This window comes from Paraferrimonas sedimenticola (assembly GCF_002282855.1).
Taxonomy (GTDB): domain Bacteria; phylum Pseudomonadota; class Gammaproteobacteria; order Enterobacterales; family Shewanellaceae; genus Paraferrimonas; species Paraferrimonas sedimenticola.
This window is the reverse complement of sequence record NZ_NRIR01000005.1, coordinates 155,037-168,863: the sequence shown is the minus strand read 5'-3', so window position 1 is coordinate 168,863 and position 13,827 is coordinate 155,037. Positions and strand designations below refer to the sequence as shown.

Below are 13,827 nucleotides of genomic sequence, written 5' to 3'. Positions count from 1 at the left end.
AAAATCAGAACTTAATTAGATTCACAGTAAAGCAATAGTGCCTAATTCACCGGCTTTCCTGCAATTAGGATTCATCTACTATGCAAGAAATGCATGACTAGTTGATGAAATATGCATTTGAATAATAATTCTCTCGCTTGTAACAATGATAACGCCAACAAAGGTGGAACAATTATACCTATAAATATCAACAAGGCAGTTACAGGGAAATCCAATGAAACTAACCCGAGTCAGTGCCGTGATCTCTGCAGCGCTCTACGCGACTGGTGTCGCTGCTGCAGCGTCTTCGAGTGCCCCGACCCTTTCGGATGCGCGCGTACTCAAGCCGGCCTATCAACCTATCAAGGCCTCGGCTGTCCAAAGCCAGGCGACCAATTCAATCGATACTAGCAAGCTTCAGTCCATCGGCGGTGTTAACCAAATCATCGCTCAACCAAAGCAGAAGTTCGTATGGGAAAACGGACTGTCTGGCGAGCATAGCTACATTGTGCGTCTCAAGCAGCAACCGGTAGCCAGTTACACTGGTGGATTAGCGGATGCGCCAATATCCACTCAAGCGGCAATTCAAGCCAACCAATTATCTAGCATTAAGACCAGTCTGAAGCGCAACAGCGCTGTACAACAGTACCGCAGCGTACTTGAGCAACAACAGACTCAGGTAATATCCAAAGCCGCAGCCCTAGGCGTGTCGGTTGAAGTGGAGCAGCGATACACCTACGCCACCAACGGTTTCAGCGCTCGCATGACCCAAGAGCAAGCCCAGCGCCTAAGTCAGCTTGGCGAAGTGGAGTTTGTGCAACGTGCCAAGCCAATCCAAATTTCAACGGACGTGGGTCCGCAGCACATCGGCGCTGAATCAGCCTGGTTGGGCGACAACGACCACGGCTTGGCGTTCAAGGGTGAAGGCATTATTGTCGGTGTACTTGATACGGGTATTAACACCCAACACCCAGCGTTCGCCGCCACAGGTGACGATGGCTACACGGTGAAAAACCCCTATGGCGAAGGGGTCTACGTAGGTGATTGCGCTATCGAGGGATTTGAGCACCTGTGTAACTCTAAGTTGATTGGGGTACGCAGCTACTCGGATATCACTAGTTACTACGACGGCATTGCACCGGAAAACGGCGAAGATTACCAAGGTCATGGCTCACACGTGGCAGGTACCGCGGCAGGTAACGTGCTGCATCAAGTACCTTATGTCGTGCCTGAAATTGGCCAACAAGGCGATGGTATTAATACCGGTCTGGAGATGGGTACCATCTCTGGCGTAGCGCCTCATGCCAACATCATTTCTTACCAGGTGTGTTTCGCCCAAGGGCTAATCAATGCTTGTGATACTCCGACAGTTTTGAAAGCGATTGATGACGCGATCGCCGATGGTGTTGATGTCATTAACTTTTCCGTTGGTGGTGGCGAGATGCTGCCATGGATCGACGCGACAGAGATGGCTTTTCTCGCTGCTCGTGAAGCAGGTATCGTAGTTGCAGCCGCCGTGGGTAACGACGCCCACCTTCGAGCTGATCACTCTTCGCCTTGGTTGATGGCTGTAGCGGCTTCAACCCATAGCCGCAGTATTTCTGCCGGCGAAAAGCTGCTTTCTAACCCTACCTCAAGCGGTGAAGCCTTTCCCGAGTCAAAATTACACTACTTAACTCAAGCCAAAGGCGTCAGTGATGGTATAACCGGTAAGTTGGTTTACGCTGCTGATTATGGCAATCAATACTGTATTGACGATTTTGCCGAGAACACCTTCGCTGCCGATGAAATTGTGTTGTGTGAGCGCGGCTACGAGCTAGCCAACAATATTGCCCGTGTTGCCAAAGCCGACAAGGTTATGAAAGCCGGTGCCGGCGGTTTCTTGCTGTTCAACAGTGAATCTATCCAAGACTTGTACGACGACTTGTTCCCACTACCAGGTGCCAACATCAGCTATGAAGCTGGAAATGCTCTGGTGAGCTGGAAGCAGACGGCAATCGATCCGCAGATCACTATTGAAGCCAACGCTATGGAGCGTCATATCGACGAATCTAATGCCGATAAGCTGGCCCAATTCTCCTCTCGCGGACCTTCAAGAACTTACGTAGGTAATATATTCCCAAGCCTTACCGCGCCTGGGGTTAACATCTACGCGCCAGACACCCAATCTATGCCATTTGCCGACCCGGGCATGGTTGGCGAGTATAGCTTATAGTCAGGTACGTCGATGGCCTCGCCTCACGTGGCTGGTGCAGCCGCTTTGATTCGCCAAGCCAACCCTGATTGGACCCCTACCCAAGTACAGTCAGCGATTCTGATGACAGCCCAAGCCAAACTCAAATCGGTTAACGTGTTTGGCCAAGAGTTTGATGCGGTTTCCGCAGAGCAAGGTCATGGCTTGATTAACATCGAAGCCGCTTTGAACCCTGGCCTAGTGATGGATGAAACCATTCAGCGCTTTGTCGACGCCAACCCAGAAAACGGCGGTGTAGTAAGCGGTCTAAACCTTCCTCACTTGATCAACTACGAGTGCAACGGCACCTGTACCTGGCTGCGCACGGTAACGGCTACAGAAGACGGTAGCTGGACCGCCGAGACGGATATCAGCGAAGTCAGCTTGGACATTAAAGTAAACCCTTCAAGCTTCTCGCTGAAAAAAGGCGAGTCTCAAGTGGTTACTGTGACCGCATCGGTGATCAACAGTCACTCGCAATCCCATGACATGGAAATTGCAGTGGTCGGCAATGTGTCACTGGTACCTGACCAAGCCCACTTGCCAACCCTAAACTGGCCAATGGAAATGCAACACAAAGCCGTTGCGCTGCCATCGGACCTAAATCTGAGCTTGAATCGCGACTCGGGCAACTATCAGTTGCCAAGAACTCGCTTAGGCTCGATTTCTGAGTTTAACAGCCGTGTGATGGAGCCTGTATTGGCCAATCGCACCGAGATTGTGCTTAAACAAGAAGCAGCGTGGGACAAGAAGGCGCTTAGAGATCCTGAAGCCTTATCCCCTGAATCAAGCTTTGAGTACTGGCTAAGCGTCGGCAGCGATGCAACCCGTGTGGTAGCGGAAATCCAAGAGCGTTTGAGCTCTACCGCCGACTTCATGGGTGGCGAAGCCTATGGTAAGCCGCAACTCTTTATGGGTATTGATAAGAACCAGGACGGAGTCATCCAGTTTGATGACGAAGTAATTTGTGCTTCAATCTCATCTACTGCTGAGAACTTCTGTTCAATCAACTATCCAGACGCCGGTGACTATTGGGTGTTAATCCATAGCCCGTTAATGGGTGTACAAGGTGGTGCCACCGAGTCCTTTGCATTGCTTAGCGGCGTGGTTAGCAACACCGAAACCTCCGACTTCTGGCTAGAAGGCCCTGCGGTAGCCAACTCTTACCAAGAGTACGAAATGCTGTTCAATTGGGATTTCCCAACCAAAGACAGCGAAGTTTACTACTCAATGCTAGACATCGGCAGCGACGCGCAAAACCCAGGTAATATTGGCTTTTCTGCTTTGCGTCTAGAACGCGATGGCAATGATGTCAGCGTTACCCCTTCTCAGTCGGTAGCGCGCCCTGGCGACATTCTCGACTTTGAAGTTAAGGTTGCACCAAACCTAAGTGGCATGGATCGCGCCCTATCGGTACAAGCTCAATTAAGCGATGGTTTGTACTTAATCGAAGAGTCGATTCAAGCGCCAATGGCTTTAGCCGAAAACATCAGCGTGCTAGACGGTACCTTGAGTATCGACACCGAGCAGTTGAACTCTCGCGACTGGGAACGTCGCTATGAGATGACCACCAACGAGAACGACCCTCTGTGTCGCGTGCCCAACTTTGGTCAGTCAAACGCTGAGCAAGGTACTTACATCGATTTCATTACCGACGCTCGAATCTATCCGGACATCGACGGCTCTTGGAACCCTGGCCCTGCGGGCTATAGCGCCAATCCGTATATCGTCTTGTCTGACTACTTTGACAAGCCTCTGGCGATGTACGGTAACTTCGACGCTCGCCCTGCGCTTACCGTCAGTTTCTTAGGCAACGGTTGGTTAGATTTAACCGGCACCAACACTCATGCAACTGTGGGTCCGCGACATTTCGCACTGCATCAACAGCGCAACTTCCCGTTGGACTTGATTGCTCTAAACTGGACAGGCTTCTACAGCGAAGAGCTAGACAGTAGCTATGATCCAGGTGGTGATGATGGACTGATCATCATGCCAATGAACGACCTAATCATCGGCCCACCGGTAACGAGCAGCTACCACTACGCTCACTACACACCGCTTGATACCTTCGAAAATACCGGTATCACAGTGTTGGGGCTGGGTGACTACTTGATTGTCGACTATCGCGGCATGACCACAGCCAAGTTAGCCAACAGCAGCACAGATCCAGAAACTGGTTACTCACTGTGGAACTGGGAAAAAGCCTTTGACGACAACTACAATGCACAAGCATTGGTTCGCATTGGCGAATACGGCTACGGCGATGGTGAGTACGAAATCGTAATGGCGTACAACGATATCGACTTTGCCGATGCTCAACCTAATGGTGTTGTAGGGGTTCGTGGTGTACACGGCTACGTAGGTCCATACGGTCCGCTTGATGGCGAGTTCCGCAGTACCACTTATGCCTATGACAACTTAAACGAGCAACTGAAAGACGACCTAGTTATCTGTTACGACTACGTGGGTCCTGAGTCTTCTCAATTCACGGTTAAGTTTAAAGCGGCGGTACTAGAAACTGCGGTCGGCGACACTCAGTCGGTGACGGTTAATTCTGAGGCGGCAAACCTAGAGTCTGAAACCACCTTGGTGGAGGTACAGGTACCTAGCAACATTCACGTTGGCGAGATGGCCAATCAACAAGTGATGCAAGGCCACACCCTCGAAGGATTGGTGGTTCAGTTTGCTGACTTCAAGAACACCAACAACTCACTAACGGTCACTGGTGACTATATCAGCGCAGAGGTTGTCGAAGTGACGCACGACCAGGCGGTGTTTAACCTGACCGCCGATGCCGATTACACGGGCGAAACCATGGTCACTGTGTCTATTGCTGACAAAGCGCACCCAAGCGATAAGGCGTCAGTGGAGTTCGTGTTGGACATTTTGGTAGACGAGAACAAACCGGCCCCAGCACCTGAGCCTGAGCCTGAGCCTGAGCCAGAAGTCGAACAGCCTTCTTCCGGTGGTTCGCTGGCTTGGATGAGCTTATTCTTGTTAGCCTGCTGTGCGATTCGTCGTAAAGCATTGAAATAAAATAGGTTAATTCCGATCCTTTTAGCCCTCCTAACTGGAGGGCTTTTTTTGTGGTAAAACTCTGGCTAGCGAGCGCTATTGTTCCTCGGTATACTCGATTGCGAGAGTCCAGAAATAATAAGAGTCGCCATGACCGCACTGTGCCAAGCATCCCCTATTCTCGATAAACGTGGTAATACACTTGCCACCGAAATGCGAACGTCAGACAAGCTGGATCGCATCGCTGAACAATGCCCAGACCAAAGTTTTGTCGCCTATATCGAGCGCTTAAAACTGCTCGCTCAAGACAAAAAACTAATGGTTAGTGGTGGGCTGAGCAAAGCGGCTCGCCCCCTGCTCAAAGGCTGGCAAAGCGGCCAGTTAATCCATGGTTTTAGCCTGTCGCAAAGCCCAACAGACGAGCGCATCGAGCAGTTTAAAAAGCTCAAGCAACTGGGCCTGAGTGTGATGGTGGATAAAGTCGCCGTGGATCGCGACTGGCAGCCACTGTACACCCATTTGGATTACGTGCGCTTGGCGGCCGATTCGGTCTCCGGCGAGCGACTGCAAGAAATCATCAATGAGTTTCACCCAGGCCAACCCACTAAGTTGGTGATCACCGGCGTGAACGATTACACCAGCTTTCATCAATTAAAAAGCATGGGTGCTCGCTATTTTCAGGGGCGCTTTTATCTGACCCCAGACAGCGCTAACCCGTCGGAGCTCAATCCCACCCAAACCGTTTTGGCCGAGCTGCTATTTGAAACCAGCCAGGCGAGCTTGGAGCTGAGCAAGATTGTGTCAATTGTCGAGCGCGACGTGGCACTGTCGGTGGCTTTGCTCAAATACGCCAACTCGGCGGCCTTTGCTCGAGAGGCCAAGGTTAATTCGATTCGACAAGCCGCGGTGATGTTGGGGCAGCGAGAGATTAAGCGCTTTTTAACCCTGCAGTTTGTTCTGGCCTCCACCACCGGTAAGCCAACAGCGCTTCTGCATCACTGCCTGACTCGCGCCAAGTTCTGCGAAACTTTGGCGGACTCTATTAACGGCGGTAACGCCACCAGTGCTTATCTGGCTGGCATGCTGTCCTTGATTGATGCAGTGATGGACCGCCCGCTCGAAGAGGCCCTGCAAGGGCTGGGATTGAACGAAGATATGGAGCAGGCCTTGTTGCACAAACACGGTCCGCTCGCCGAACTGCTTGAGTTAGTCTGCGCCTTTGAAAACGGTCAGTGGAACCAATGCGCCCAACAAGCGGCATTGATGCGCTTATCTGTGGTTCAAGTCGCTGATGCCCACACTAAGGCTTACGTGTGGGCTAGCGAGCAAATAAAGGGCAGCCGTTAACGGCTGCTCATTCCCTTAAGCACGATATCCTGGTAGTTCACCACCCCTTGGATCTGATCCTCATCGATCACAGGCGCGGTGTGAATGCCAAAGCGCTCAAATAAGCGCGCACAATAGCGCACGTCCATTCGCCCGCGTACCGACAATACTGGCTTTATCATAATTTCGTAGACATTGACCCGCTCTGGCGCTCGGTCTCTAGAGACCACTTGCTTAGCGATGTCGCTCATTAGCACCATGCCAAACTCGTCGTCCTCGTGGCGTTTATTGACCAACAGCACTTGTACATTGGCTTTACTGGCCACTTCAATCGCTTCAGCGATGGTGTTCATGCCATCCACCAAGGCATAGTCTTGGCTCATGACTTCTAGAACTCTCACTAGGTTCTCTGACTGGTTCATAATTGCTCCTCAATGGATTTGCGCAGACTGGCGACTTGGTGGCTAACGCCCACCGCATCTTCCACCCCAATTTGAATGGCGATCCCTTTGCCCGAACCCGTTTCAAAACCGCCGGTTTGTTCGATGACCTCAAGAATACCCCGTGCTAGGTGCTCCTCTACCACGAACAAAATCACGTCGCGAGCTAGGTCTAATTCCAACCCAAAAAACGACTTGTGCGGGGTAATGCCCTCACCTCTGGCGTGATTGATCACCGTAGCCCCGGTGGCTCCGGCTTTACGGGTAGCATCAATCACAGCCTCGGTATCGGCCTCTTCGACAAAGGCCAAAATTAGCTTGAAGCGCATTGCGAGTCTCCTTGCTCTTCTTGTTTGCGACGACGGCTTAGCCACTGACTAATTTGGGCATAGGTCATCACACTGATAATGGGAAACAGACAGGCGAAGGCAATTAAGCCAAAGCCATCAATAAGCGGGCTGCGCCCTTCGACACTGGACGCCAAGCCCAGCCCAAGCGCTGCCACCAAAGGCACAGTCACCGTCGATGTAGTGACACCACCGGAATCATAGGCCAAGGGTATGATCATTTTAGGCGCTCGTGAGGTTTGGATAATCACCACCACGTAGGCGGCAATAATGTAGTAATGAATAGGGTCACCCACCACAATCCGGTAGCAGCCCAGAGCGATGCCAATCGCAGCACCGATGGCTACTGAAATTCGCAGGCCAGTGACGCTAATTGCCCCTGCCGAAACTTGATTGGCCTTGATGGCTACCGCCAATAACGCTGGCTCAGCAATCGTGGTGCTAAAACCAATGGCTGCAGCAAACAAATAAACCCAGTAGTAATCGGCCCAGTCCAACTGATCCGCCAACACGCCGCCTGAGGTATCAATGAAGTCCGGCGCGGTGAGCTGCTTGGCCATGGTCTCGCCAAGGGGGAATAAGGCCATTTCCAGCCCAACCAGAAACAAGGACAGGCCAATAATCACATACACAAAACCCAATACAACTTTGGGCCAATTCGGTATGCCCTGCTTGAGTACACCCAACTGGAAGGCGAACATCACGGTGACAATCGGCAACACATCCACACAAGTAGAGGCGAAACTGGTGAGAATTCTAGCGAGTACTTCCATCAGCGCAGCATCCCGAAAATCAGCACGAAAATCATTGGCGTCAGACTGGCAAAAGCAATTAAGCCAAAGCCATCTAGCATGGGGTTACGCCCTTTAATACTGCTGGCCAAACCTACGCCAAGCGCGGTAACCAAGGGCACTGTGATAGTCGAAGTGGTCACAGCTCCCGAGTCGTAGGCGATACCAATGATGCTCTTGGGCGCGAAAAAGGTCAGAACAATCACCGCCACATAACCACCGATGATCATCAGATGTATCGGCCAGCCTTTAATGATGCGCAACACCCCAAGCACAATGGCCACCCCCACTGATAGAGCAACGGTTAATCTCAAGCCCCAGGCATAGCTGGATTTGGCTTGGGTATTGTCCGCCACATCTCCGGCAGCAGCCGCCACACTGGCGGCTTTACTGGCGATAGCAGTGAGAGCAGGCTCGGCGATGGTGGTGCCAAACCCCAGTAAAAACGCAAAGGTAAACAGCCAAAACAAGCTGCCTTTTCGAGCCAGCGCTTTGGCCAAGGTCTCGCCAATGGGAAACAGGCCCAGATTCAAACCGAACACAAACAGGGTCAGGCCCATGGCCACCAGCAGCAAACCGATGAGCATAGAAGCTAGCTGAGGCATGGGTTGGTCGAGAACCACCAGCTGAAAGAAGGCAACCACCAAAATGATGGGAAGGAGATTTTTAAAACTCGAGAAAAACGCGCGAATAAAATTCAATAACGCGGGCATCGACAACTCCGATTTGGCGACCACCTAGGCCCGATAGGGAACACTTCTAGACTGAACTGAATTGGCAACCTAGACAACAATTTAATAACATGTATTGCATGCTATGTGAGCCATGTCACGAGCCCATGCTTGGAGGCCATTATGCGCGGTCAATTTCGCCCTGGACGCATTATCCAATCTCTGTTGGATACCGACCTATATAAGCTGTTCACTCACCAGGCTATCTTTGAGTTATTCACCGATACCGAAGTCGCGATGCAGTTTCAGGTGCGTAGCGACGAAGACTTTAGCCCTTACGTTGCTGAAGTACGCGCCGAGGTCGAGGCGCTGTCGGACTTGCGTTTTAGCCAATCGGATATCTGGTACTTGCAGTCGCTGGGGCGTCAACCCGGCGACAAATGTGGCTACTTTAAGCCAGCCTTTATCAACTACCTCAGCCACTACAAGCTCAACCCTCGCCTGTGCCAAATCAGCGTCAACAATCAAGCTCAGCTTGCCATTGAGGCTAAGGGCAGTTGGCTAGACGTGATTCACTTCGAGGTATTTGTACTCACTATCGTCAGTGAGATTCGCCACCGTCATTGCTTTCCTGAGGCCAGTATTGAGCAGCAAAAAGAGTGTATGGCCCACAAGGTTGCTGATTTTTTAGACAAAGCCAAAGCCATGGATTTGGACTTGTCTGGGTTGCAAGTTTTCGATTTTGGCACGCGCCGTCGGGTTAGCTACACCGCACACTGGGAGATGATAAATTACCTGCGTCGCGCCCTACCTAAAGACGTGTTTGCCGGCACATCAAACATGCATATTGCTCGCGAGATGCAGCTCGACTCCTTTGGCACTCAAGGCCACGAATGGTTTATGGCGCATCAGCAGTTGGCGGTGCTGCACAAATTCCAACGCAAAGCCCTGCGCAATTGGATCCGCGTGTATCAGGGCGACCCCGGTTATGCACTAACCGATACAGTGGGGATGGACGCGTTTTTCAGAGACTTTGACCGATACTCGGCCAAGCTCTACGACGGGCTCAGACAAGACTCTGGTGACCCAGCTCTGTTTGCTAAAAAGGCCATTGCTCATTACCAGAGATTGGGAATCGATCCGCGCACCAAAGCCATTATTTTCAGCGACGCACAGGATTTGAATCAGGAGCTTCTGAACTTGTATCAGGAATTTGGCCAACAAGTTCAAGTGCAGGTGGGCATAGGTTCCAAATTTAGTGCGGATATTCCCGGTTGTAATGTGCCATCCATCGTGATGAAATTGGTGCAAACCGACGGCTATCCGGTAGCGAAGTTGTCCGATTCTCCGGAAAAATCCAGCTGCCTCAGTCAAGCCTTCGAAACCAACCTAAAAGAAACCTTTAACTACCCCAAATAGCGGGCAAAAGGACTGGAGTATTATGTCTGACACGCAAGCGCTTGCGGCAGAGATCGCTGCTATTCAAGCAGAAATGCAAGTAAAACCGGAAATCGACCCAGCTGCCGAAGTGCAGCACCGCGTTGATTTTATTAAGACCCAACTGCTTAACTCTGGCTTAGATTGTCTGGTACTTGGGATCTCCGGTGGCGTGGACTCCTCCACTTGTGGCCGCTTGTGCCAAATCGCGGTAGACCAGCTCAATGCCAGCATAGACGAGAAACGCTATCGCTTTATCGCGGTACGCCTGCCCTACTCGGTGCAAGCCGACGAAGACGACGCTCAACGCGCACTGGCCTTCATTCAACCAGACGTCACTTTGACCATTAATGTGCAAGCCGGCGCTGATGGCATTCACCAATCGGTCATGTCAGCTTGTGCCGATGCCGGACTTGAGAGCGTCGCTGAGTCTCACGCTGATTTCTGTAAAGGTAATACTAAGGCTCGAATGCGTATGGCAGCGCAATTCCAAGTCGCGGGTCTGTATCGCGGTTTGGTACCAGGTACTGACCACAGCGCTGAAAACATCATGGGCTTTTACACTAAGTTCGGTGATGGCGCTTGTGACTTGGCCCCGCTGTTTGGTTTGAGCAAACGTCAAGTGCGTGCGCTAGCTGACCACTTAGGTGCCTGTGCCGAAACCGTTGGCAAGGTGCCTACAGCCGATCTCGAAGACAACCAGCCTCAACTCGCAGACGAGCAGGCCTTGGGTGTAACGTACGACCAAATTGACAATTTCTTAGAAGGTCGTGAGGTTGAGGCGGATGCCCAGCAGGTGATTTTGGCCACCTATCGCCGCACTGCTCACAAGCGCGAACCCATTCCGGTACCAAGCGCTTAATACCTTTCCGGGCAACTCATAGAGTTGCCCTTTTTGTTTGCCTTCCTCATTCGCACTGGCCTAAATAGAGTTATTTCGACTAAGTTTTAGCCATAGTGTTTGCTTTAAGGAGCCTCCTGTGAACAGAATCAATAGCGTCCTTTTGCTTGCTAACTTGTTGGTATCCACCAATGTGCTTGCCAACCCTGCCGAGAAAAACCGCATCGGATTTCGCGCCGAAGCCAGCTATGTTGAAACCCACACCGACCAGCTTAAAACCGCGCGAGGCTATGGCATTGGTGTCGCTTACGACCTGCATAAATACTTTGCTGCGTACGGACGTCTCACTGAAGTCACCGCGAAAGAATCTGGCTTTGATTTGGATTTACGCGGGATTAATTTGGGTGTTCAAGTGGGCTACGATTTTCCACTCGCCACCGACACCTACTTAAAACCCTATCTACACGCAGGCTACTTATTCCCTAAGCTGTACGCCAAAACCAGTGGTAGCAAGGAGTCTATTAGCATTACTCAAGCCCCCATTTACGGGCTTGGCTTGCGCCTAGATGTTAGGAAGTTCACAGTAGCACTAGAATACGCACGCTTTGATTTCAAGCCAGAAGATCTCAAGCTGAAATCGGATCAAATGATGGTGAGTTTGGGGTGGGCGTTTTAGGTCACTTAAACCACTAACGAATTCAATGGAAGGATACGAGAGATGAGACAGCTGCACCGGATTGCTTTGCTAACCGCTTTGATATTCACGGCCACCTATTGTTACTTAGTTGGTTCGATGACCAAGGCGATATCCGTGTTACTCATTGGAGCAGGAATAGAACTCTTGTTTTGGATAAAGCTGTTTAGTGCTGACAGAAAGGAGTGAGTGAATGCTTAGTTTACTCGAAAGCCCTTTCGCGCTCTTAGACTCTATGCGGCGCTCAAAAACACTGACCATTATGATCATTATTCTGGTAATACTGTTTGGCAGCTTTTTTCTTTTTCTCTATTACATGGCCGGTAAGCAAGCTTAACGAAAAATCCCGCTTAAGAGCGGGATTTCATTTATGTGCTTCAGTCATTTAAGTTTCGTCGTCCTCGTCATCCTCAGCTTGACTGGGGATCTAGCAACTTGCCTATGGCGGTTGGCTAGATTCCCGCTTTCGCGGGAATGACGGGCCTGGGCGGGAATGACCGGCCTAGGCGGGAATGACGGGCCTAGGTGGGAATGACGGGCCTGGGCGGGAATGACAGCCTTGGGCCATTGGCGCAGCTGTTAGCGACGACCTTTGGCCGCGCGCAAAGCGCGACGACGCTTGTGCTGTTGCGCTAAAGTCAGCTTCTCTTTCTTGCCTTCAAACGGGTTATCGCCTTCTTGGAATTGAATTCGAATCGGGCTACCAACAATCTGCAGCGAACGACGGAAGTAGTTCATCAGGTAGCGCTTGTAGCTGTCTGGTAGCGACGATACCAAGTTGCCGTGTACCACTATGATTGGTGGGTTATAACCACCGGCGTGGGCGTATTTAAGCTTGATACGACGACCTTTGGCCATTGGTGGCTGGTGATCGTCTGACGCCATCTTCAGAATACGAGTCAGCATGGCGGTGGATACGCGCTTGGTCGACGAATCGTAAGCTTCTTCTACCGACTCGTACAAGTGACCAACACCTGTGCCGTGTAGCGCTGAGATGAAGTGCAGCTTGGCAAAGTCGATAAAGCCCAAACGACGGTCCAACTCGCTCTTAATGCGATCTTTGGCATCAGTGTCCATGCCGTCCCACTTGTTGACCGCAATCACCAGTGCGCGACCGGCGTTAAGCGCATAGCCCAACAAGCTTAGGTCTTGGTCTGAAATGCCTTCTTGAGCATCGATAACCAACAAGACTACGTTGGCATCTTCAATGGCTTTAAGGGTCTTAATCACCGAAAACTTCTCGACAACGTCATGCACCTTACCGCGGCGACGAACCCCAGCAGTGTCAATCAGCACATAGTCGCGATCTTCACGGCTCATCGGAATGTAAATCGAGTCACGGGTGGTGCCTGGCATGTCATAAACCACCACGCGGTCTTCACCCAAAATGCGGTTGGTCAGGGTAGATTTACCCACGTTTGGCTTGCCAATGATGGCCAGCTTAATTGGCAGGTTCGCCAAGCGCTCGGCTTCGTCTTCCGCTTCTTCAACGGTTGCCAGTGCTTTTTCTACCGCTTCAAGCTCGGACTCGCTTTGAGCTTCTAGCATCTCACCAATGGAGTGCTCCAGCAACGCGTTAACCCCGCGACCATGAGCGGCAGCGACTTGGTGTACTTCGCCCAAACCTAGCGACCAAAAATCCGCTGCGGCAGAGTCAGCATCAATCCCGTCGCACTTGTTAGCCACCACATAAGTAGTCTTCTCACGGGTACGCAAGTGCTGGGCAATAGCTTCGTCAGCAACAGTCAAACCGGCGCGAGCGTCGGTCATAAACAGTACCACGTCCGCTTCTTCAATCGCCGCCAGCGATTGCTCGGCCATCTTAATTTCGATGCCCTCTTCGGTGCCGTCGATACCACCGGTATCAATCAGAATGAACTCTTTGCCGCCAAGCTCCGCCTGACCGTACTTGCGGTCACGGGTTAAGCCCGGAAAATCCGCCACTAGGGCGTCGCGGGTGCGAGTTAAGCGATTGAATAGGGTTGACTTGCCAACGTTTGGACGGCCAACCAAAGCCACCACTGGAATCATGTTACTGCCTCAACTGTTGCCT

10 protein-coding genes and 1 pseudogene are annotated in these 13,827 nt (G+C 51.5%); 6 read left to right on the top strand and 5 right to left on the bottom strand.

The window, feature by feature from the left end:
* Nucleotides 1-214: 214 nt before the first annotated feature.
* The 3 genes and pseudogenes from CLC93_RS17970 to CLC93_RS10350 all read left to right on the top strand — a co-directional run.
* Nucleotides 215-2,323: pseudogene (locus CLC93_RS17970) on the top strand (S8 family serine peptidase); the annotation flags it as partial.
* Nucleotides 2,297-5,248 carry a GlyGly-CTERM sorting domain-containing protein gene (locus tag CLC93_RS17965; protein ID WP_425439850.1) on the top strand — a complete coding sequence of 984 codons (2,952 nt, stop codon included), beginning with the start codon at nt 2,297-2,299 and terminating at the stop codon, nt 5,246-5,248. The pseudogene CLC93_RS17970 and the gene CLC93_RS17965, both read left to right, overlap by 27 nt.
* Before the next feature lie 129 nt (nt 5,249-5,377).
* Nucleotides 5,378-6,574 carry an EAL and HDOD domain-containing protein gene (locus CLC93_RS10350; protein WP_095505892.1) on the top strand — a complete coding sequence of 399 codons (1,197 nt, stop codon included), beginning with the start codon at nt 5,378-5,380 and terminating at the stop codon, nt 6,572-6,574.
* Here the strand turns inward: CLC93_RS10350 and CLC93_RS10345 are convergent.
* From CLC93_RS10345 to CLC93_RS10330, 4 genes are read right to left on the bottom strand one after another with little or no spacing between them, the layout of a single operon-like run.
* Nucleotides 6,571-6,975 carry a CBS domain-containing protein gene (locus CLC93_RS10345; RefSeq protein ID WP_095505891.1) on the bottom strand — a complete coding sequence of 135 codons (405 nt, stop codon included), beginning with the start codon at nt 6,973-6,975 and terminating at the stop codon, nt 6,571-6,573. The two genes, CLC93_RS10350 and CLC93_RS10345, sit on opposite strands and share 4 nt — an antisense overlap.
* Nucleotides 6,972-7,322, bottom strand: coding sequence for a P-II family nitrogen regulator (locus CLC93_RS10340; protein WP_095505890.1), 351 nt, complete (start codon nt 7,320-7,322; stop codon nt 6,972-6,974). Before CLC93_RS10340 ends, CLC93_RS10345 begins: the two co-directional genes overlap by 4 nt.
* Nucleotides 7,307-8,113, bottom strand: a complete 807-nt coding sequence (locus CLC93_RS10335; RefSeq protein ID WP_095505889.1) for a DUF1538 domain-containing protein — start codon at nt 8,111-8,113, stop codon at nt 7,307-7,309. The genes CLC93_RS10340 and CLC93_RS10335 overlap by 16 nt, the downstream gene beginning before the upstream one ends.
* Nucleotides 8,113-8,844: a DUF1538 domain-containing protein gene (locus CLC93_RS10330; protein WP_095505888.1), complete on the bottom strand. Its 732-nt coding sequence runs from the start codon at nt 8,842-8,844 to the stop codon at nt 8,113-8,115. The genes CLC93_RS10335 and CLC93_RS10330 overlap by 1 nt, the downstream gene beginning before the upstream one ends.
* A gap of 141 nt (nt 8,845-8,985) precedes the next feature.
* On the opposite strand from CLC93_RS10330, the gene pncB reads away from it, so the two are divergent.
* The 3 genes from pncB to CLC93_RS10315 all read left to right on the top strand — a co-directional run bounded on the left by pncB (nt 8,986) and on the right by CLC93_RS10315 (nt 11,756).
* Nucleotides 8,986-10,221, top strand: a complete 1,236-nt coding sequence (gene pncB / locus CLC93_RS10325) for a nicotinate phosphoribosyltransferase (RefSeq protein WP_095505887.1) — start codon at nt 8,986-8,988, stop codon at nt 10,219-10,221.
* A 22-nt stretch (nt 10,222-10,243) separates the two neighbouring features.
* Nucleotides 10,244-11,101, top strand: coding sequence for an ammonia-dependent NAD(+) synthetase (gene nadE, locus CLC93_RS10320; RefSeq protein ID WP_095505886.1), 858 nt, complete (start codon nt 10,244-10,246; stop codon nt 11,099-11,101).
* Nucleotides 11,102-11,219: 118 nt separating this feature from the next.
* Nucleotides 11,220-11,756 (top strand): porin family protein, encoded by a 537-nt coding sequence (locus tag CLC93_RS10315; RefSeq protein WP_169902964.1) that lies wholly within the window; start codon nt 11,220-11,222, stop codon nt 11,754-11,756.
* Nucleotides 11,757-12,353: 597 nt separating this feature from the next.
* Here CLC93_RS10315 and der read toward each other — a convergent pair.
* Nucleotides 12,354-13,805: a ribosome biogenesis GTPase Der gene (der, locus tag CLC93_RS10310; RefSeq protein WP_095505884.1), complete on the bottom strand. Its 1,452-nt coding sequence runs from the start codon at nt 13,803-13,805 to the stop codon at nt 12,354-12,356.
* Between the last annotated feature and the right edge of the window lie 22 nt (nt 13,806-13,827).

Bases quoted from the DNA above. Each gene is read 5' to 3' on its own strand.
- CLC93_RS17965 (WP_425439850.1), top strand. From the start codon at position 2,297: ATGACAGCCCAAGCCAAACTCAAATCGGTTAACGTGTTTGGCCAAGAG.
- CLC93_RS10345 (WP_095505891.1), bottom strand. From the start codon at position 6,975: ATGAACCAGTCAGAGAACCTAGTGAGAGTTCTAGAAGTCATGAGCCAA.
- CLC93_RS10330 (WP_095505888.1), bottom strand. From the start codon at position 8,844: ATGCCCGCGTTATTGAATTTTATTCGCGCGTTTTTCTCGAGTTTTAAA.
- pncB (WP_095505887.1), top strand. From the start codon at position 8,986: ATGCGCGGTCAATTTCGCCCTGGACGCATTATCCAATCTCTGTTGGAT.
- CLC93_RS10335 (WP_095505889.1), bottom strand. From the start codon at position 8,113: ATGGAAGTACTCGCTAGAATTCTCACCAGTTTCGCCTCTACTTGTGTG.
- der (WP_095505884.1), bottom strand. From the start codon at position 13,805: ATGATTCCAGTGGTGGCTTTGGTTGGCCGTCCAAACGTTGGCAAGTCA.
- CLC93_RS10340 (WP_095505890.1), bottom strand. From the start codon at position 7,322: ATGCGCTTCAAGCTAATTTTGGCCTTTGTCGAAGAGGCCGATACCGAG.
- CLC93_RS10350 (WP_095505892.1), top strand. From the start codon at position 5,378: ATGACCGCACTGTGCCAAGCATCCCCTATTCTCGATAAACGTGGTAAT.
- nadE (WP_095505886.1), top strand. From the start codon at position 10,244: ATGTCTGACACGCAAGCGCTTGCGGCAGAGATCGCTGCTATTCAAGCA.